At 49.3% G+C, this 20,331-nt stretch carries 19 protein-coding genes and 1 pseudogene; 8 read left to right on the top strand and 12 right to left on the bottom strand.

Annotated elements, in window-relative coordinates:
• Window positions 1–108: 108 nt before the first annotated feature.
• Both ABNV41_RS01160 and ABNV41_RS01155 read left to right on the top strand, forming a co-directional pair.
• Window positions 109–1,035 carry a LysR substrate-binding domain-containing protein gene (locus ABNV41_RS01160; RefSeq protein ID WP_050818400.1) on the top strand — a complete coding sequence of 309 codons (927 nt, stop codon included), beginning with the start codon at window positions 109–111 and terminating at the stop codon, window positions 1,033–1,035.
• Window positions 1,036–1,209: 174 nt separating this feature from the next.
• Entirely contained in the window at window positions 1,210–1,359 is a 150-nt protein-coding gene (locus ABNV41_RS01155; RefSeq protein WP_167506833.1) for a hypothetical protein, read from the top strand.
• 77 nt (window positions 1,360–1,436) lie between these two features.
• On the opposite strand, the gene ABNV41_RS01150 is transcribed toward ABNV41_RS01155, so the two are convergent.
• The 10 genes and pseudogenes from ABNV41_RS01150 to pxpB all read right to left on the bottom strand — a co-directional run bounded on the left by ABNV41_RS01150 (window position 1,437) and on the right by pxpB (window position 11,867).
• On the bottom strand, window positions 1,437–1,877 hold the full coding sequence (locus ABNV41_RS01150; RefSeq protein ID WP_012812288.1) for a biopolymer transporter ExbD: 441 nt from the start codon (window positions 1,875–1,877) through the stop codon (window positions 1,437–1,439).
• 54 nt (window positions 1,878–1,931) lie between these two features.
• Window positions 1,932–2,351 (bottom strand): biopolymer transporter ExbD, encoded by a 420-nt coding sequence (locus ABNV41_RS01145; protein ID WP_003627566.1) that lies wholly within the window; start codon window positions 2,349–2,351, stop codon window positions 1,932–1,934.
• A gap of 33 nt (window positions 2,352–2,384) precedes the next feature.
• A complete protein-coding gene (locus tag ABNV41_RS01140) occupies window positions 2,385–3,398 on the bottom strand; it encodes a MotA/TolQ/ExbB proton channel family protein (protein WP_196332575.1) in 1,014 nt (337 codons plus the stop codon).
• Between the two features lie 69 nt (window positions 3,399–3,467).
• Window positions 3,468–4,202 carry an energy transducer TonB gene (locus ABNV41_RS01135; RefSeq protein WP_349934866.1) on the bottom strand — a complete coding sequence of 245 codons (735 nt, stop codon included), beginning with the start codon at window positions 4,200–4,202 and terminating at the stop codon, window positions 3,468–3,470.
• 104 nt (window positions 4,203–4,306) lie between these two features.
• Window positions 4,307–6,777, bottom strand: a pseudogene (locus ABNV41_RS01130) (TonB-dependent receptor plug domain-containing protein).
• Window positions 6,778–7,027: 250 nt separating this feature from the next.
• Entirely contained in the window at window positions 7,028–8,248 is a 1,221-nt protein-coding gene (locus ABNV41_RS01125) for an MFS transporter (protein ID WP_050818402.1), read from the bottom strand.
• A 131-nt stretch (window positions 8,249–8,379) separates the two neighbouring features.
• Window positions 8,380–9,291, bottom strand: a complete 912-nt coding sequence (locus ABNV41_RS01120; RefSeq protein ID WP_087652147.1) for a DMT family transporter — start codon at window positions 9,289–9,291, stop codon at window positions 8,380–8,382.
• 118 nt (window positions 9,292–9,409) lie between these two features.
• A complete protein-coding gene (locus tag ABNV41_RS01115) occupies window positions 9,410–10,171 on the bottom strand; it encodes a 5-oxoprolinase subunit PxpA (protein ID WP_349934865.1) in 762 nt (253 codons plus the stop codon).
• Window positions 10,168–11,169 (bottom strand): biotin-dependent carboxyltransferase family protein, encoded by a 1,002-nt coding sequence (locus tag ABNV41_RS01110; RefSeq protein WP_050818404.1) that lies wholly within the window; start codon window positions 11,167–11,169, stop codon window positions 10,168–10,170. The genes ABNV41_RS01115 and ABNV41_RS01110 overlap by 4 nt, the downstream gene beginning before the upstream one ends.
• Window positions 11,166–11,867: a 5-oxoprolinase subunit PxpB gene (pxpB, locus tag ABNV41_RS01105; protein WP_050818405.1), complete on the bottom strand. Its 702-nt coding sequence runs from the start codon at window positions 11,865–11,867 to the stop codon at window positions 11,166–11,168. The genes ABNV41_RS01110 and pxpB overlap by 4 nt, the downstream gene beginning before the upstream one ends.
• Window positions 11,868–12,203: 336 nt before the next feature.
• On the opposite strand from pxpB, the gene ABNV41_RS01100 reads away from it, so the two are divergent.
• Genes ABNV41_RS01100 through ABNV41_RS01085 form a run of 4 tightly spaced genes read left to right on the top strand, consistent with a single transcriptional unit; the run spans window position 12,204 to window position 15,245 of the window.
• Window positions 12,204–12,956 (top strand): SDR family oxidoreductase, encoded by a 753-nt coding sequence (locus ABNV41_RS01100; RefSeq protein ID WP_050818406.1) that lies wholly within the window; start codon window positions 12,204–12,206, stop codon window positions 12,954–12,956.
• Window positions 12,957–12,968: 12 nt separating this feature from the next.
• Entirely contained in the window at window positions 12,969–13,418 is a 450-nt protein-coding gene (locus ABNV41_RS01095; RefSeq protein ID WP_050818407.1) for a biotin/lipoyl-containing protein, read from the top strand.
• Window positions 13,415–14,812, top strand: a complete 1,398-nt coding sequence (accC, locus tag ABNV41_RS01090) for an acetyl-CoA carboxylase biotin carboxylase subunit (RefSeq protein WP_050818408.1) — start codon at window positions 13,415–13,417, stop codon at window positions 14,810–14,812. The genes ABNV41_RS01095 and accC overlap by 4 nt, the downstream gene beginning before the upstream one ends.
• A 25-nt stretch (window positions 14,813–14,837) precedes the next feature.
• Window positions 14,838–15,245 (top strand): biotin/lipoyl-containing protein, encoded by a 408-nt coding sequence (locus tag ABNV41_RS01085; protein WP_050820253.1) that lies wholly within the window; start codon window positions 14,838–14,840, stop codon window positions 15,243–15,245.
• A gap of 97 nt (window positions 15,246–15,342) precedes the next feature.
• On the opposite strand, the gene ABNV41_RS01080 is transcribed toward ABNV41_RS01085, so the two are convergent.
• Window positions 15,343–16,545, bottom strand: a complete 1,203-nt coding sequence (locus tag ABNV41_RS01080) for a pyridoxal phosphate-dependent aminotransferase (RefSeq protein WP_050818409.1) — start codon at window positions 16,543–16,545, stop codon at window positions 15,343–15,345.
• A 351-nt stretch (window positions 16,546–16,896) separates the two neighbouring features.
• On the opposite strand from ABNV41_RS01080, the gene ABNV41_RS01075 reads away from it, so the two are divergent.
• Entirely contained in the window at window positions 16,897–17,844 is a 948-nt protein-coding gene (locus ABNV41_RS01075; protein ID WP_349934864.1) for a LysR substrate-binding domain-containing protein, read from the top strand.
• A 145-nt stretch (window positions 17,845–17,989) separates the two neighbouring features.
• Complete coding sequence (locus ABNV41_RS01070) at window positions 17,990–19,351, top strand: amidase (protein ID WP_349934863.1); 1,362 nt, start codon at window positions 17,990–17,992, stop codon at window positions 19,349–19,351.
• A gap of 48 nt (window positions 19,352–19,399) precedes the next feature.
• Here the strand turns inward: ABNV41_RS01070 and ABNV41_RS01065 are convergent, their stop codons facing one another.
• Window positions 19,400–20,281, bottom strand: a complete 882-nt coding sequence (locus ABNV41_RS01065) for an SDR family oxidoreductase (RefSeq protein ID WP_230844563.1) — start codon at window positions 20,279–20,281, stop codon at window positions 19,400–19,402.
• Between the last annotated feature and the right edge of the window lie 50 nt (window positions 20,282–20,331).

The raw sequence follows: 20,331 nt of genomic DNA, 5'->3' as shown, positions 1-20,331 counted from the left end.
TCTGAAGCAAGAAGCGCTTTTTGCGCCTTGTGTTGACATGAAACATGCACCCTTCTTATCGTCTTATAAAGATTTCTAAATAAAACATTGCGTTGCATGAGCAGGACGATGAGAGACCTTAACGACTTTGGATATTTTGTGCAGGTTGTAAAATATGGTGGTTTTTCTGCCGCTGCGCGTGCAACTGGCCTACAAAAATCTCTCCTCAGCCGCCGCATCCGCCTTTTGGAAGAACGCTTGCATACACGCCTGATCCAACGTTCATCACGCCACTTTAGTGTTACAGAAACAGGACATCGTTTTTACGAACACTGTATTGCCATGTTGGAGGAAGCAGACACGGCAGAGCGCTCTGTAGCTCAACTTCAAAGCGAGCCCTGTGGCCTTGTGCGCCTCAGCTGCCCTGTAGCCTTACTGAACTTTCAGTTTGGCGCCTTACTTGCCCGCTTTATCATGCTCTATCCGGCCGTAACACTACAGCTTGAAAGCACCAACAGGCGCGTAGATGTTTTAAAAGAAGGCATGGATCTTGCAATACGCGTGCGGTTTCCGCCCATTGCATCATCGGATCTTGTAATGCGTACGCTTGATACCAGCACGCAATGTTTAATTGCAGCCCCTAGCCTTGTACCTCGCCCTCTGGCTTCTCCGGCTGATTTAAACGCTTTTCCCAGCCTGGATTTTCATACCACGCCGGGTTCTCACTCATGGTTGCTCGAAAATCAGGAAGGACAAACAGCGACCATTTTCCATGAACCACGATTGGCAACAGACGATATGGCTGTGCTACGTGAAGCTGCCCTTGTAGGTGCAGGTATTGTGCAAATGCCCACCATGATGGTTTGGCAGGATATTGAAGCAGGGCGCCTCGTACGTGTGCTTCCCGGCTGGCATCCACAAGCAGGTATTATTCATGCAGTCTTTCCATCTCGCCGTGGGCTTGTACCCGCTGTTCGCGCTTTACTGGATTTTTTGGCCGCGGAATGCCGCACACAACGCAACCTAGCCACTGAAGTTTTTAAAACATCCCTCTGACACAAAACCCTCTTTTCGAAACAGATAACAAAAACATTTTTCAGAATTGTAAAAACGGAAACCTTATTTGTCGGGAACGTTGTATCTACACGCCCTACACCAATCAGGCAGACACCCAAATATTCTGCCATTTTGGATGCGGCTTGTTCCACTACAATATGTATGAGGTTTGTTATGGCCGAAAAGAAAAACAAAGACAGCAAAAAGCAGGCTCAAGATGAAAAGCTTGATGAGGCTTTAGATGAAAGCTTTCCGGCTAGTGATCCGCCGTCTCAAACGGGTTTTACCGGAGATAAAGATCCGCCTAAAAAACCCAAGAAATAAGAATGTTTATCTTTAACGTGCCTTCAAGATAGCTCTCTCTTTAGGCAAACATTCCTAAAGAGAGAGCTTACCCTTAATCACTTACCGTCAGCGAACTGTTCCTGTCCGACGATTCCGAGTTTTGTGACGCCGAGGCGCTGTGCGTCGGCCATGACGTGGATGACGGTCTTGTAGTCAGCCAGACGGTTGGGCTGGAGATGGAACTCCGGGCGGGAAGCCTCTGGCCCGCTGGCGATCTCACGCAGATGCGCCTGCAGATCGGCCTCGCCATTGATGGGCTGGCCATTCCAGGTCAGCGAGTTGTCAAAGTCCACAACCAGTGTCACCACAGGTGTTTCTTCCGTGCTGGGCGGCGGGTTGCCCTGCGGCAGATCAATCGAGACCGCCTGCGTCTGCAACGGGATGGTGATGATCAGCATGATCAGCAACACCAGCATCACGTCAATCAGCGGCGTGGTGTTGATATCGACAATGCCTTCATCTTCCGTTGTGCTCTCAGAGCCAACATTCATGCCCATGGCCTGTGCTCTCCCCCACAGGATGGGGTGGCGTGCTGCGCCACCCGCCCCTGCCTATTTCGGCTTTTCCGTAATGAAATCGATATGGCTGATGCCCGCTTCCTGACACGTCGCCACCAGACGGCCCACACTCTCATAGCGTGTGGTCACATCTCCGCGGATCTGGATCTGCGGCTGAGGCTTCTGCACCGCCGCCTTCTCCAGCCGGGCCAGAAGATCGGCCCGGTCCTTGATCGGCGTTTCATCCCAGAAGGTCTGACCATCCGCCGTGACTGCCAGAACCACATTGCTCAGCTTGGTCTGGGTTGGCTGGTTCATGTCCTTGGGCAGCTGCACCTTCACGGTATGTGTCGCCACCGGAATGGTGATCAGAAAGATGATCAGCAGCACCAGCATCACATCCACAAGCGGTGTGGTGTTGATGGCGGAGACGACGTCGTCTTCCCCGCCGCTATCGCCAACCTGCATGCCCATAAGCGTTCTCCTTGCCTTGACCTGACCCGTTGATTAGCCGACGCGGTTGGAAACCGTGGCCGTGGTGGGGGAGTTATCGGGGCGCACCACAATCTGATCCACCGCAGCCCCATGACGCACGCCACCGATGAGGATGGACTGCAGGTCAGCGGCAAAGTCACGCACCAGGTCCATGGCCGTCTTGTTGCGACGTACCAGCAGGTTGTAGCCCAGAACGGCCGGCACAGCGGTGGCCAGACCAATGGCCGTCATGATCAGGGATTCACCCACGGGCCCTGCCACCTTGTCGATGGAAGCCTGACCGGCAATGCCGATGGCTGTCAGTGCGTGGTAGATCCCCCACACCGTGCCGAACAGACCGATAAACGGAGAGGTGGAACCCACGGTGCCCAGAAAGGCCAGACCCTTTTGCAGGCTGTTCTGGATGTTGTTGACCGCGCGCTGGATGGACATGCCCGTCCAGCTATGCAGGTCAATGCTTTCCTGCATCGTGCCTTCATGGTGTTCGGCAGCCACAATACCGGTATCGGCGATGTAGCGGAACGGAGAGGTGGAGGTGAGTGCGGAAGCACCTTCCTGAATGCTGTGCTTGGTCCAGAAGCTTTTGGTGGCTTCCTTGGCGGCGGCGAACAGGCGGGCCTGCTCGATGAACTTGGTGATCATGATATACCAAGTGCCCAGGGACATGGTGAGCATGATCAGCAGCACGCCGCGGGCAATGATATCGCCATTGGACCACAGAGCACCCAGACCGTAGGGGTTGGCTTCTTCCTTGGTGTCTGCTGCCGCAGGTGGCGCCTGTTCAGCCGGAGCGCTGGCAGCAGGTGCAGGGGCTGGGGCTGCATCCGGTGTGGCGGCAGGTGCCGGTGCGGAAGATGGCGCCGCATCAGGAGCCGGGGCCGTGGCTGCGGGTGCTGCAGGAGCAGCATCCTGCGCAAAAGCCGCAACTGGGGCTGCAGTGCTCATCAGCAGCGCCAGAGCCGGAGCCGCAAGACCTGACACAAAAGAACGGGGCAGTCTGGTCATCTTCCTCATAATCCTCATCATCAGGGCCCGATCCGGCAGGGTATGGCCATTATGGGCCGGGCAATCCGTTATTGTGTTCGTAAGCTGATCTCAGTCATCCAGCTTGAAATGGATGACATAGACCTTGTGCAGTTCCTTCACCGGCACACCATTGCGCATGGCCGGACGATAACGGGCCTTGTGCACGTAATCCAACGCCGCCTGGGCAAAGGCCTGACCACCAGAGACCGACTGCACCTGGCAGTTGCTGGTCATGCCCGTGGGTTCCACATCACATGCAACCGTCACGCGGCCTTCAATGTTGTCTTCCTCCATTTCTGGGGGATAGACCGGCTGCACATGGTTAAGCGGTGCCGTTCCGGCCGTGGTGTCTGGCGCATCGGATGACGGTGCGCTGGCTGCGGGTTCGGTAGCGGCAGGTGGCGCCTTGGCCGTTTTGGTCTGTGGGGGTGCCGGATGTTTGGGGGGCGCCTTGGCCACATGCTTGATGGGCGGCTTGGGCGGGGGCGGCACCTTGATCTTGGGCGGTGGAATGAACGGCGGGGGCGGCTCTGCCATCACCGGCGGTGGCGGCGGCGGTGGAGGTGGCGGCTGAGGTGGTGGCAGCACTTCCGTCTGGATGGGCGGGTGTTCAACGGGCACGCTCGCCTTCGTGCCCATCCCATACATCAGCCCCCACACACCAGCTCCATGCAAAAGAAGAACCGCTATAAGCGCACCAGCCCCAACCGCACCACCAGCGCGAAGAACATAACGCTCCTTCCCCTCTGTTCGTTGAGCAGCGTCACTTTCCAGCTTTTCGGAGTGTTCTGAAATATTCTGCATTATGCTCTCGCTGTTTTTGCACTGGCTTGGGCTATTTGTTTCAACAACCCAAGATGTGTCAGCCATGGTTCCAAAGGCTTAAATGTGAACACCTTCCTTTCCCTTTAGAAATCCAAAGAAGTTTTCACATAATACATCCCGCCGCTGAACCCATACGGAGAATAGGATGCGTATTTGGCAAGACCTTGCTGGGTATTGGCAATGGAGCTTGGCACACGGGTAGGATGCTTATTTCCTACATTGTTAGCCCCAATACCCACAGTCCACCGAGGGAAAATTTTATAGTCAACTTCCAGATTGGTAATAAAGCCTGGATTCTGCTGGAACGGTACACTACCCGCCCCCGTTGGGGATGCCATATAGACAATGGAACCATACCGAAGTTCCTGCGCCATAAAGGACCACTTTCCACGCGTCCAATTGACGCTGATCTGCTCACGATTTTTGGGAGCAGAGTGCAACACCATCATCTTGGTATATTCATTTACCAGATCAGACTTTGCAGAACGAATTTCGTTATCCGAGAAGTTGATCCCCATAGCAAAGCGGAACTGACCAAGATTTTTGGTGTGCAGGGTATAGTCTGCACTCAAATCGCCACCAAATGTCTGCGTATTATACAGGTTTGCATAATATGAGAGTGAGGTTGCGCTTTCCAGATTTGCGTTTTTCAGCATTTCCAGAAGAACAGAATCGTTCTGATCTACCGAATAGGTTTTTGTGCTCCCCATTCTGCCGTTAATGGCAATGTAATAGAGGTTGCCTGTTACGTGGAAATCATCAACCGGCGTGGAATCAAAACCGATTGAGTAGCTACGGGAGTATTCCCCTTTCATGCTGCCCGCACCAAGATATTTGGCAATCTGGCTGCCTGCAGGAATCTGGTCTACCGTATAGCCAGGATACGGCGCAGAATAGAAGTAGTTCATCGCACCCAAGGTAGGTGGACGATACCCCGTATTCACATTCGCACGGATCGCCCAACGCTTATTAAAGTTATAGCGCGTGCCAACAGAGCCTGTTTCCACTGTTGCAATGTTATTATAGCTGCCAACACGGCCACCCAATGTCCATTCCCACTGCTTGGTCACATAGAAATCAAGGTTGACGTTACCTTCATAAACATCGCGGTTCTGATAGGTTGCCGCCATGGGAACGTTACCAGGGTGATCTGTTGCGCCCATCCCGCTCCATGAGGCCATTTCACCTTCAACCATCTGGAAAGTATCGTGGCGATATTCACCACCAAACCGCAGATTGATAGGCCGTGGTGCCCAATCTGGACGGAACGAACGAGAACCACGCAGGCCAGCCGTTAACTCTGTTGCAACTGAAGCACCATCATAAAAAGATGTTTGTGTGCTGCCGGGTATGGAAACGTTTTCAGAATTGGTAGTGCGATAATTCTGCTTATCACGTGCGTAGGTTACATAAGCATCCCATGCAAAACCAAACTTGCGGGCCTTGATGCCGTTATCCGTTTCAAAATCCAGCTGATCCATTGCAATATAAGGCTGGTTACCAGCAGGATACAGGTCTGGATTGATCCACTCATCAGACGCCGTGTTGGCACGGTAGGTTTCAGGCACGTTGGCACGTCTGTGAGAAAACGTGGAGGTGCTGTAGAAATTGAACCCGCTACTTGCCAACGGCACAGACATATTTTCGCTGATAGTTTCCAGTGTGGATTTAGGAATACCTAGCCCACGCTGAACATTGCGGTTTGCCGTTTCATTTCTGGAATCATCAAACATTGTCCCATAAAAATCGCCACCACGTGTGGTTGGCAATTGATGAGAAATCTGCGCTGCAAGATCCAGATAGCCACCATTATGACCCAGCGCCATACCGTAGTTAGCCGAGCCATCCAAGGCCTGACCATCACCTGCATAATAACCACTGTTCTTAAAATTAACGCTGCCACCATGCGTATTGTGCTTGAGCACAATGTTTACAGCACCAGCAATGGCATCCTGCCCATAAAGGGCCGAAGCACCTTCTGTAACAACTTCAATATGATCAATAGCAGATACTGGAATGAGAGAAATATCAGCAGGCTCACTCCCCCAGTTTGTGCCAGAGTTTGAATTGAAGTTGGCCCCGATATGCCGGCGATGACCATTCACCAAAATCAATGTATCATCAGGAGATTGCCCACGCAGCTGCATAGTCTGCACAAATGAACTGGCACCACCACCTGGCAAAGCTGCTGTTGTAATAGCCGGGTTTGCCTGCGCCAGAGCAGAGAGCACGTTTGTCTGGCCTGTTTTTAACAGTTCAGCACCCGTCACCACAGTAACCTGCGTCGTACTATGCTTCTGCGTTACCGGAGAAAATACAGAGTTGCTGGAATGTCCACCAACTTCAACAGCCTCTTCACCACCACGCAATGCCGCAAGATTTTTGGTGCGTCGGGTTGGCGCTGCTTTTGCACTTTTGGTTTTTTTACAAGAACCTTTTGTGGGTTTGCTGTTGCAGATGTTGTATCTGCTGCAAACCCACTTTCTGCCGGAATGAGAGCACCGAATGCCACACTCGCGACAAGCGACAATTCAAACTTTGAGATCCTGGCCATCGCATCACCCTCAAATCCGGTAGGATTAAGAAAATATCTTATGAAATTATGATACGGTTCCGTTACGTTTTGACGTCATATTTAATATTGATATATCTCCCCTGCGCTCACGGCAGAGCTTATATCTCTCGGTAAAACCGAGGTTTTGCATAATAAAAAATCCCCGCAAAGCTGCGCTTACAGCTTTCACGGGGACTTTCCCATACAATCAATAGATACTCTTAAGTATCTATATTTCTCTTTTAAGCACTTATGCCATAACAATCGGCTTACGCACTGTCAGCAGCGAAATGAAGCCAGCAAGAATCAACGCAACTGAACAACTATACCATGCCATATTAAAATTTCCTGTATATGACACAATATATCCTGTCAGAATTGGTGCTGTAAGCCCAAGGGCATTACTAAAAGTAAGCGTAACCCCTGTAACGGATCCTATTTTCTGTCCATCCTGCAACATGTCGGCCAACATGGCTGTGTTGGCACCATTTGCTGCAATCAGACAGCAAAGAGACAGAGATAAAATAATAAGGATAGGCGTTGCCTGATGAAAGAAAGGAAGAACACCAATCATCGCACTTCCTATAATGCAAAACGCGACAATAAACCGGCGATGACTAGGATCTGAATGATTGCGGAATACAATGTGCTCCGCAATACGCCCTAAAATAATAGCTCCCACAGCGCCCAGTACATAACATCCAGCCGTACCGCTCCCTGATCCAATAACATTAACATGCAGTTCATGAATAAGGTAAAATGGTACCCAGGACATCAATAGAAAATTCAGAAAGTTTTGAGTACACTGCACAACCAGAATGCCGCAAAAGGTTGAAGATCGAAAGAGTGCGCATACTTCTGAAAACCGAATAGGGCGAACACGCGGTTGCGCGGCAGTTTTAGCCGGATTTCTATAAATCAACCACCATGCAAGAGCCCAAACAAGCCCAATGGCACCCAAGGCCATAAATTCAAACCGCCACCCTACTTTTGCTATAAGATACGCGCCAGCAATTGTTCCCCCAGCCAACCCAATCTGCATACCGGTCAACAATATGGTCATCACTGTTCCACGCTCATGCGGCTTAGCCCAGTTCCGAACTATAGTTGCCCCAACCCCGAATGTAGGAGCCTCTCCTACCCCCAACAGCATGCGTGATAAAATAAATTGAGTAACATTTTGTGTAAGTCCGCCAAGCACCATGGCGCATGACCAAACAGAAACAGCCAGACTACCAACCAAACGCGCGCCAACAAGATCCAGAAATATTGTTGAAGGCAAATTCAGCAAGAAATAAGACCACAGGAAGCTGGAAGAGACCCACCCCATCTGCACGGAAGACAAGGAGAACTCCTGCCCCAATGCCGGAAGTGAGATAGAAAGAGCTGCGCGGTCTCCATAACTGATGACATACATCAGAAAAATCATAGTGAAGAATATGTATCTTGATGAACCTGCAGCCTTGTTCATATCTTCCTCTACCCTTCAACTTTATGGCTCCAAGAGCCACCCTGCATCGCGCAGATCATCAATATTACTTACGATACCGAAACATTATGGACGCAATTCACCCGTCGACAAAAGAAAAAACGTCTTTCAGATTATGCGCCAGATGAAGATTCCGTTTCTAAAACCACTTTTTGTTTTTGTGGTCGTTCATGCCTTAACATCCACAGGCCTGAACCAATAATCAGCAGACCGCCTATAAACATGGCAACACCAGGTATCTCATGAAAACCTAGCCAGCCGATAAGAGCCGCCCAAATCAGACCGCAATATGCAAATGGCCCAATGGCTGAAACCTGAGCCGAAGCAAAAGCCTCTGTCTGCAACACCTGTGCAATGCCAGCAAAAGCACCAACTGCAATAAGGCATAATACATCAGCCCGTGTTGGCATCTGCCAGACAAAAGGTAGAGCTGCTGCTGTAGCAATTGTCATTAAAATGGCCTGCCACATTGCAATTGTTGTGCTTTTTTCCGTTGCTGAAAGCTGCCGGATCTGCATGGTTGTTAATGCCCCAACAGCACCCTGCCCCAACGCAACAGCGTAAGCCCATGTAGGCACCGTACCATGTGCCGCCCCTAACAGACCCTTGCCGGTTGCAACAATAATAACCCCAACAAATCCGACACCCACCGCAACCCATCTTTGAACAGATGGCCGTTCATGCATGAATGGAATAGACAGCAAGATGAGAAAAAGAGGCTGTGTATAAGAAAGAACCTGTTGTTCAGCTAACGGTAGATGAGTGACTGCCACAACAGTCATAATCATGCTGATAAGCCCCACAACAGAGCGAATAACATGGCCGCCAAAGTGGTGTGTTTTCAAAACCAGACCACCACGTAGGGCGATGGCAATGACAAACGGCATTGAAAAGAGGTTTCTAAAAAACACAATTTCAACAACAGAAAGTGTTGAACCTGTAATTTTTTGAAGCGCATTAAGCAGAGCCGTAAACAATGTTGCCAAGGCAAGCAAATAAGCGCCTCGCGCCAGATTATGCTGCATAGCCATTACTGCTCTGCTCCGGACAGAAACATATCCTCTTTTTTCTGTCCTTTTTTGCGCAAAATCATATCCTTTTTCTTACCGTATTTTCCACTGTTATCTGCCGGATAATGGCAGCTTACTCCGTATCCGCCGCAGCAATTCTTCCCCCCATGGCATGAACCTGAGTTGCAATGGCCTCTGCCAATTTATCGGAACCCGCCGTATCACTATGCACAAGTATGGAGTGTGATTTTATAGGTAATATTTTACCATCAATTGTCGTTACACTTCCTGTTTCCAAGAAGTTCTTTACACGGCCTTTAACTTTATCAAGATCATGAATCACCGCCCCTTCCTGCCCACGCGGAACTAGAGCTCCGGTGGACTGATAGGCCCGATCTGCCAGAAAAAGATATCTTACACGTAATCCTGCTTTTCTGGCAGCAAGATCGATGGGGTGCCCCTCCATCGCCAGCATAACCAGTTCAGGATCAATTTTTGCAATCACACGGGCTAAGCGGTCTGCTAAATCCTGATCAGCGTTGGCCATATTCCCAAAAGCAGCATGGTAACTTACATGGCCCACACGCATATCATGCCTTGCAGCAATCCCTTTCAGTGCGCCAATCTGATAAGCCAGCATCGCTTCCATTTCTTCCGGGCTGACCACCATATTGCGCCGACCAAACCCCATGCGATCAGACAAACCGGGATGCGCCCCAATGCTCACTCCCTGTTCCTTGGCTGCTTTTACCACGCGATCCATAATCAGATGATCACCTGCGTGAAAACCGCACGCGATGTTTGCAGATGAAATCACCTTCATCAACGCATCATCATTGGCAACAGTCCACCGGCCAAAGCCTTCGCCAATATCAGCGTTCAAATCAATCTTCATGATTTTTTACCGGCTTTTCCGGCATCCCTTCTGATGAGCGATTTTTTGTAAAGTGCCGCGATATCTTGAATATTGTTCAGATAGTCATCAACTTCTCGCATGGCCTGCAAGCCTTCTGCTTGATCGCATTGCTGGAACTGAATGTAACTTCCGATACGGGCCTGCGCGAGCCGCCACAAATCAGCATCAATTACTGTTGCAATACGTGGGTAACCACCAGCAGTATTGGCATCTGCCATCTGCACAATAGGCTCCCCAGCAGGAGGAACTTGAATAAGACCCGGAATGACACCGTAAGAACGTAATTCCACAGGGTGCTGCAGTTTCAGCGCGCCACCTTTTAGGCGGTACCCCAAACGGTTACTTTGCGCTGTGATTTGCCATGATGCATCCCAAAAATACTTGCGAGAGTCTTCAGTAAACAAAAGATAATCCGTTGCCGGAATAACCCGTAATGTTACGGTTTTTTCCTTTTCACAGGTTGCTTTCAGAGCCTGCGATGGTGGAAGCGCCCCAAAGCCATCAGGCACACACCCTCCGGCACCTGCAAGATGATCTCCCTGCTCTAAGGGGCGGCCATAATAGCCACCAAATCCACCTCGCAATTGCGTGCTACGGGACCCAAGAACCTCCGGCACATCAATGCCACCACGTACGCAAAGATACATCCGTGCACCAACGGTAGGATGATCAATTGTTAAAACATCTCCGTCTTGGGCAGACACAACAAACCAAGGCAGGATTTTTCTTTCGCCAAGTGTAAGGGTACCTTCCCCACCTGTGACAACAAAACTGACCGCTTTGTCGAAGCGAACCTTGAATGGAAATGTCTGCACCTCAATACAGGCAGCATTGGGCGCATTTTCCAACAGTGCATTGCCGCAGCGCAAAGCCAGCGGATCCATTGCTCCAGCAGTACTAACACCCAGATGGCGATACCCAAACCGCCCTACATCCTGCACACTGTTGAGCACACCTGTTTCAAGAACTGTAATCACACTTCAATACTTTCGGCATAAAAGCGGATCTGATCCCCCACAGCAAATAATGCTGGCGGATCACGCTCCGGATCAAACATCACAAGGTCTGTAAAGCCTATGGAATTCCAACCATTCGGCCCTGTCAGGGCTGATATACCTGCTTGTGGCCCGCCAATAGTGATAGTACCAGCAAGCATTTTCAAAGAAGGTACAGACTTGCGCGGTGTGGCAAGGCGTGGGTCCAACCCATGCAGATAGCCAAAGCCGGGCACGCTGCCCAAGGCACATACTGTATAAAGGGGTGCCTGATGTAGGGTAATCACATCCTGCGCAGACATACCGCAATGTTCTGCCACACGTGGCAGGTCACTCCCCAATTCCCCACCATAGCGCACGCCCACTTCAAACAAGCGGCCTTTGATATGCTTTTCTGGCAATATTGCCCATGCCTTGCGCAACCAGCCTGCCACAGCTTCCGGGTCTTCTGGCGGAACTGAAAAAATCAGCATCAGGTTGGTTACACCCGGCATAACTTCTTCAATATCTGCCCGATCTGCACAGGCATCCATCAACGCCCAGATACGCCGCTGACAAGCCAGAGTGAATGCACCGGGCGCTTCAAACAGCATAGCCCGCGTGCCGATCATACTAATTGTTGGCGTATCCGCTGAATGCCCAAATGGAGTGTTTTCCAGCATAGAGATAGTATCTGTCATGAATGTGCGGCCTTATCACCCCAAATGTGCTTGGAAGATAAACAACACGAGCACTGAAATAAGAAAGCTACCACCAAAGACATCCTGTTTTGCGGCGTTACGTATTGTATTCGTAACGATAAAGGGAGAGAGCAAAGCCCGGCTAACATTATCTTTGTGTGGTGATATACAATAATCTTATGACCAATTCACAACTTGGACGCATTGGATAATCTTATGACGCAAGATCGAACTCATCTTGGTCAATGCATTATTTCGTCTCTAAAGTGAAATGACTTGGTGAATTCTGTTTTTATCATAAGCAGATTAATCCATATTTTATCGGGAACTTATGCCATGACAAATCAGCCCTATCGTACAGCACTTGTTACCGGCGCCTCATCTGGCATTGGCGCAGCAACCGTACGCCGCCTGCGAGAACTGGGGCTGGAAGTGCATGCTGTTGCACGTGACAAGGCGCGTCTGGACAAGCTGGCAGAAGAAACGGGCTGCATTGTGCACGCTGCAAGTGTTGCCGATCTTGATGCCATGGCTGCTATTTTCCAAGACCATGAAATTGATATTCTTATCAACAATGCTGGCCAGTCCCGCACAGGCAACATTACCAACACCACAGAAGAAGACATTGATGGCCTGGTAGACATCAATCTGCGCGCTGTTCTACAACTCACCCGCCTTGCCCTTCCCGGAATGATTGCACGTGACCGCGGCCATATTGTGAACATCACCTCCATTGCTGGGCATTATGCCTTTGCTGGTGGCAACACGGTTTATCATGCCACCAAGGCTGGCGTGCATTCTCTCTCTCAACAGCTCCGATGTGATCTGTTCGGCAAGAACATTCGCGTTACGGAAGTTTCTCCGGCTCGTGTACAAACAGAAGTGTTTGGTCGCCTGATTGGGAATATGGAAGAAGCACAGCGCCGCTTCTTTGATGAATATGATTCACTGCTGCCAGAAGATTTAGCTAACTCCATTGCTTTTGCCATTACAGCACCGCAGCGCATGAATGTTAGCTTTATGGAAGTGCTGCCAACCATGCAGGTTGTGGGTGGCCTGAACTTCGCAAAGAAACCTACCAAAGCCTGATAGCTGATAACCATGGATACTCAAGCTCTTAAAGCGCTGATAGACCTGTTTGGCCGTGCTCCGCTCCGTGAGCTTGAGATTTCGGATTGCGGCCAAACTGTTAAAATCACGCGGGCAAAGCAGGTACAGGCTTCAATGTCTCCTGCTTCTTCCCTTCCGGCAGCTACACCAGTTGCGCCCACAACATCTTTGCCCCCTATAGAAAAAGCAGAAGCCAGCCCTCCCAAAGAACTACTGGTAACTGCCCCCATGTATGGAACACTGCATCTTTCTCCTGCACCCGATGCACCGCCTTTTGTGGCTGTGGGAGACACTCTTCATGCCGGACAGCAAGTAGGTCTGATTGAAGCCATGAAAGTTTTTACACCTATCAAAACCGAGATTGCCGGACGTGTTGAAGCCATTTTAGTAACAGATGGCAGTGAGGTTGAGGCTCATCAGCCTCTGATGCGTCTATCATGAGCGCGCCGCAGCGCTTTGGGCGCGTTCTAATTGCCAACCGGGGTGAAATTGCACTCCGCATTCAACGCGCCTGTCGGCAGCTTGGGTTAGAAACTGTTGCCGTTTATTCGGAAGCTGATGCTCAAAGCCGCCATGTTCTGGAAGCCGATATTGCATTATGCATTGGCCCGGCTTCTGCCGCACGCAGTTATCTGGACGCCGCTAGCATTATTCTAGCTGCAAAAGTGACTGGAGCCACTGCCATTCATCCTGGCTATGGGTTTCTCTCAGAAAATGCTGATTTTGCAGAAGCCGTTGAAAAAGCAGGAATAACCTTTATTGGCCCTACGCCTGATTCTATCCGCCTGATGGGGGATAAAATTACGGCAAAACAGACCATGCAAGCCTCTGGCGTACCCTGCGTGCCCGGATCTGATGGCCCATTACCAGAAGACGAAAACGCCATTCTGGACCTTGCCAATTCTGTGGGCTTTCCGGTTATTGTGAAGGCCTCTGGTGGTGGTGGTGGCCGCGGCATGCGGGTTGTCTGGTCTGCTGATGAACTTGTCAAAGCTGTTGCCCTTACGCGCAAGGAAGCACAGCAGGCATTTGGCAACCCAACACTGTACCTTGAACGGTTTATGCAAAAACCCAGACATATTGAAATTCAGGTTCTGTGCGATACGCATGGCACCGCCTTATGGCTGGGAGCGCGCGATTGTTCCTTACAACGTCGTCATCAGAAAGTGCTGGAAGAAGCGCCTCCTCCGGGTATTCCATCTGAACTTATTGCAGAAATTGGTGCACGCTGTGCACAGGCTTGCCGTAATATCGGGTATCGCGGTGCGGGCACGTTCGAGTTTCTGTATGAAGACGGCATCTTTGCATTTATTGAAATGAATACGCGCCTACAGGTTGAGCACCCTATTACAGAAGAAACCACAGGCATTGATATTGTGTGCGCGCAAATTGAAATTGCGCAAGGCAAGCCACTCATGATGGCACAAAACGCTGTTCAAACATCTGGTCATGCCATTGAGTGCCGAATTAATGCTGAAGATCCCTTTACCTTTGCACCTTCCCCCGGCCAGATCAGCCAGTGGGATCTGCCCGGTGGGGCTGGTATTCGTATAGATACGCATATTGTTGCGGGCAGTGTGGTGCAGCCATATTATGATTCCTTGATTGCCAAGGTTATTGCGCGCGGAGCAACACGCGAAGAGGCCATTGAACGCCTAAAGATTGCCCTCTCTGAAATGCAGGTTGAAACAATAGCAACCAATATTCCGCTCCATCAGGCATTGCTATGTGACCGGGATTTTCTGAAAGGTGGCGTTGATATCCACCATTTAGAACACTGGTTGGAAAAAAGGGAAAATCCTGATGACAAAGCCTCTGTCTCTGCCGACATTTGAAAGCCTGCCCAATTCAGACGAAGTTGTGCAGATTAGCCAATGGCTACATGCAGCAGGCCTGAGTTCTCTGGAGCTTTCTAATGCACAGGGCACGCATTTCCGTATTTGTGTTGAAACGGCTGAAACACCTACGGATGGTTCTGAGCAACACAATGCTTTGGAACCATCATCACTCAACATACAAGCGGAAACAGATGTAACTGTTACAGCTCCCTATTTTGGTCATTTGTTGCTGCACAATCCTGCTACAAAGGAAGCATTAGCACCTGTTGGAAGCTCTGTTTGCACAGGTGCAATTGTTGCCATATTGGAGATAGAAGACGTTACCATACCAGTTACAGCATCCAGTAATGGTATAGTTGCAGACGTTCTCGCTAAAGAAGGTGAGTTAATTGGATACGGTCAGCCTATTCTAACGCTTCAGTCTTCTTAATTTTTATTCTTTTCTAAAACCCCAGTAAAAGAACAAAAAATAACCCCATCTCGTTAAGAAATGGGGTTATCTCAAAAGCCTTGCAGGCAAAAATCTCTTACTTCAAGCCTTCAACAAACTTTGCAATACGCTCACAACCTTCGCGCAATGTTTCTACATCTGTTGCGTAGGAAATACGGAAAAACGGGCTCATTCCGTAAGCTGTTCCCTGCACTGTTGCTACCTGCTGTTCTTCAAGCAGCCCCATGACAAAATCTGTATCCGTGGCAATAGTTTTACCACCAGCAGAAACCTTGTTCATACATGCGCCAATATCTGCATATACGTAAAAGGCACCTTGTGGCTTGTGGCAATACACATTTGGAATGGCGTTAAGCAGATCAACTACAAGATCACGCCGTGCCTGATATTCTTGCGCACGATCTTTGAGAAAGTCCTGAGGCCCTTCCAGCGCGGCTACGGCTGCGGCCTGTGCTATTGTGTTGATACCGCTTGTTGACTGCCCTTGCATGTTATTCATAGCGGCAACCAGATTTTTGGGGCCGCCACAATATCCTACACGCCAGCCTGTCATGGCATAGGCTTTAGAAACACCGTTAACAGTAAGAACACGATCTTTTAGCCGTGGCTCAACCTGAGCAATCGTGCAAAATTCAAAACCATCATACACAAGGTGCTCGTAGATATCATCCGTCATGATCCAAACATGAGGATGCTTGAGCAGTACGGCTGCAATAGCTTCCATATCTGCACGGGGGCAACAGGCACCAGATGGATTATTAGGGAAATTGAGAATAACCCATTTGGTGCGTTCGGTAATCGCAGCATCCAAATCTGCTGCGTGGAGGCGAAAACCATTTTCTGCTTTGCATGGCACCTGCACCACGCTTGCCCCGGCAAGGCGTGCCTGATCAGCATAGCTAATCCAGAAAGGTGTTGGCAGAACAACTTCATCACCCGTGTTACAGGTTGCCATAATGGCATCGAAAATGATTTGCTTGCCGCCATTGGCAATCAGAATTTCATCCAGCGCATAATCCAGATTATTTTCGCGCAAGAATTTGGTCTGCACCGCTTTTTTAAGTGCGGGCTTGCCTGATTGTGGCGGATACTTTGTATCACCCGCACGTGCGGCTTCAACCGCAGCTTCAACAACATGTGGAGGCGTAGGAAAATCCGGCTCTCCCGATGAAAGGCTGATGACCCGAATGCCCTCTGCTTTCAATGCTGTTGCTTTATCCGTCATTGCGGCTGAAGCAGAAATGGCAATTCCGTTAAGTCGATCGGCAAAACCCGGCATTACACACATACTCCGAAGATATTCTTGCGCAGGCGCGTGAGAATATTCAGTCAATTATCAATATCCAATGAATGTACGCCAAACCCACCCTTAAGAGATAGCTTTGAAAATCTTCTACCCCCATACAAGAATATTATGGAAAGTATATAAATGGAATACACAACAAATATTTTGTGTTTTCTTATTTTATTTATAACTTTATTGAAAATAATGTCGTTTCATAGGTTTATTAAAATAAATACTCAATCATGAATGGAAGTTCCATCAAAATATTCGTTTCGAATGCTTATTGACTGATAGCATATTTTCGGTAACAATAATTTGAAATGCAGCGCATGGAGATGACTCAAATTGGACATCAGGCGACTACAGGCATTCGTAAAAATTATTGATATCGGAAGCATTCCCCGTGCTGCTGATATTCTGAACATTGCGCAGCCAGCCCTCAGCCAACAGTTAGCCTCTCTTGAAACCGCATTTAAACAAAAGTTGCTTATCCGCAGTAAAATGGGGGGCACTCCTACAGCTGCAGGGTTGGAACTTTACCGTCACGCTCAAACCATGATCAAACAGCTTGATCGGGCCATGACAGAAGTCAGCAGTGGTGGTGGGCCTTTAGTTGGCAAAGTATCTGTTGGTCTTTCGCCGTATTCCTCTGGCTCTACTTTGTCTTTGACTCTTCTGAAAGAAGTGCGTGCCAAACTGCCTGGCATCATCCTTCATTTAACCGAAAGCTTTGATGATATTTACAGCGAAATGGTCATGACCGGTCGGTTAGATATGGCCATTATCCACGGTGCTGGGCCAATCAAAGGTGTGAATTTTACACCCTTGATGAAAGAAAATTTTTTCTTGGTTGCGCCAGAAAACTCCCCTTTTGCAGAAAGGGGATCGGCACCTGTCAAACTTTCAGAACTCACTGAAGTGCCCCTATTGCTTCCTCCAGACTACAATTTTGTGCGCAAACGTATCAACACTGCTTTTGCACGCAAGCAAATAGAGCCACATATTGTTGCAGAAGTTGAAGCTCTTCTGACACTTCAGGATGCCGTTGCTGCTGGTATTGGTTTTACTATCCTGCCTTGGTCTGTTGCCAGCAAGATTATTGTTCCGGGCAAATCCCGCGTGCATGAACTCCGCAGCCCCATCATTCAGGAAGATGTTTCTCTATGCGTACCAGAAAGTATTCCTGAAACAGAAGCTGGTGTTGCCGTTAGAAATATTCTTATTGAATTGGCAAAAAGCATGGTGATGTCTCAAAATTGGCCAGGCACACAAATTATGGATGCCAATAATTAAAAATTTAACGCAATCGATAATTCGGGACATACCTTCACATAAAACTGTCGTGACCTGTCTTTTGCTGTGGCTGTAAGCCAACCATGATACACTCCCACCTATTCTTGTCATGGATCAACAGCCAATAAACACGGAACTGCCCCTCATGTCCCTTCTATTCCCATCCATGCTAGATGCTGCACAGGCACTTGCGGATGGCCGTACAACGGCCCGGCAATTAGTAGAAAACGCTTTAGCCAACATTGCAGACCCACATGGAGAAGGCGCGCGTACCTTCATATCTGTGCACGCCATGGCTGCGCGCCAGCAAGCCGATGACATCGATAGATTACGATCAAAGGGGCAGGCTCCCTCGCCTTTAGCCGGGCTTCCTGCCTCCGTTAAAGATCTTTTTGATGAAGCAGGTTCCACCACCAAAGCCGGCTCCATGGTGCTAGCAGATGCGTCACCAGCCAGTATGGATGCGCCAGCTATTCAGCGGCTTAAGCAGGCCGGGCTGATTAGTGTTGGCAGAACAACCATGACCGAATTTGCTTTTTCCGGCATTGGCATAAACCCTCACTTTGGCACCCCAACCAACCCGTGGCACAGAAATGAAAAACGCATTCCCGGCGGTTCTTCTTCTGGAGCCGCCATTTCAGTCTCGGACAACATGGCTCTTGTCGGTATTGGCAGTGATACAGGGGGCTCCTGCCGTATCCCTGCGGCACTTACTGGCCTTGTTGGTTTCAAACCTACAGCACGCCGTATCTCTACCCAAGGCACTGTGCCCCTTTCTTTCACGTTAGATTCCATTGGCAGCATTGGTCGTACCGTAAAGTGCTGCTGGGCTGCAGATAGCCTTATGGCAACAGGGACACTCCGCATACAAGATGCCCCAACCGGACGGGAGGGGAACACGCTCCGCTTAGGTATTCTTGGCACTTCCGTTATGGAAGATATGGACAAGACAGTAGCCCAGACATGGGAGGAGAGTTTGCGCAAACTCTCCGGTAACGGCGTTGTACTGGAAACATTTACATGCCCTCCCCTTAAGGAAATTCCTAAGGCCAACAGTAAGGGAGGTTTTCCCGCAGCGGAATCTCTCACATGGCATCAATCTTTGCTAAAAATGCACCGTAGCCTTTATGATCCTTTTGTATTGCAGCGCATTCTAAGAGGTTATGAGCAAAACGCCGTAGATTATATTTCTTTGCAGCAAAGCAGAGCCAGACTGATCCGGCAGGCAGCCGATATTATGAACCATTATGACGCTGTTATTTTACCAACTGTGCCTATTATCGCGCCCAAAATCAGCGATATGAATGATAATGCCCATTACATCGCAACTAATCTGCTTTTACTGCGCAACACCACTATAGCCAATTTTCTTGATCTTTGTGCTATCAGTCTTCCATGCCATCGTGTGGGTGAAGCTCCCGTAGGACTGATGGTTATGGGCCGCCACGCAGAAGATCGTACCCTTTTCCATATTGCTGCACAGATTGAACATATGCTGTCAGATTAAACTTCATACACCTGCACCTATTGGCCAACCTGCTTTCCGAAGGCTGCATCAGGCTGGAGTTCCCGGCCTGATATCGTAAGCCTTTTGCACCAGGTCGGACCGTTTCCCAAGTCCATCAGTTACTTTCTGTTTCCATACAGCATCCAGAAGTTCTTTCTGCTGACTGATGATTTCCTTGGGTTCAACATTGCGATAATTATCAATTTCCCCTGTCAGAACGCCAATTGTCGTTTCAAAAACAGGTTCGGGATCATACTGTTCATGCGGAAATGCAATATTTTCATAGTCGAATAGACGTTGTGTAGGATCATCGACCCAACTTTTCCAACTATCGAACATACGGTCGTTAAAGCCAGTAAGGAATGGTCCAGGGTTTACCGTGGCAACTTCGATACCAAACTCCTTGACTTCCTGACTTAGAGCAGATGCAATTGCCTCAACAGCATGTTTGGAAGAGGAATATGCGCCGGAAAACGGATCTGTCGTCAAACCAGCTACAGATGACATAAAAACAATCCGGCCTTTCTTGTTCTTTACCATTTTCTTCAGTAACAACTGCGTAAGTATAACTGGACCAATGACGTTGACTTCATACTGACGGCGCAAATTTTCTGCTGGAATATCTGCAATTGCACCCCCTTCAGAAATACCTGCATTATTCAGCAAAATATCAACATCCCATTTAGCTGCCTTCAAACGGTCCCCCTCACACGTCACATCCAGTTTCTCAACACATAAGTTGACACCACGTTTTTTTTCTTCTTCAGACAAAGAATGAACTTGTGCTGCAATTTCCACGCCAGCAATCACATTAAAACCTTTGGCGGCCAACCGAAGTGCAACTTCATGACCAAAACCTGTGCCTGCACCAGTTATGAGTATTGTCGCCACAACTTTTTCCTCTTCGTCATTCAGATAGAGATCAAACAACGTGTGGTCTGGCGTATATGTTCCCAATCTGCCCTTTAACCTTTAATCCG

The sequence above is a fragment of the Acetobacter sp. A11-2 genome (genome assembly GCF_040208445.1).
GTDB lineage: Bacteria > Pseudomonadota > Alphaproteobacteria > Acetobacterales > Acetobacteraceae > Acetobacter > Acetobacter oryzoeni.
Note: the sequence above shows the minus strand (reverse complement) of the source record. Positions and strands in the feature narration are given on the sequence as shown.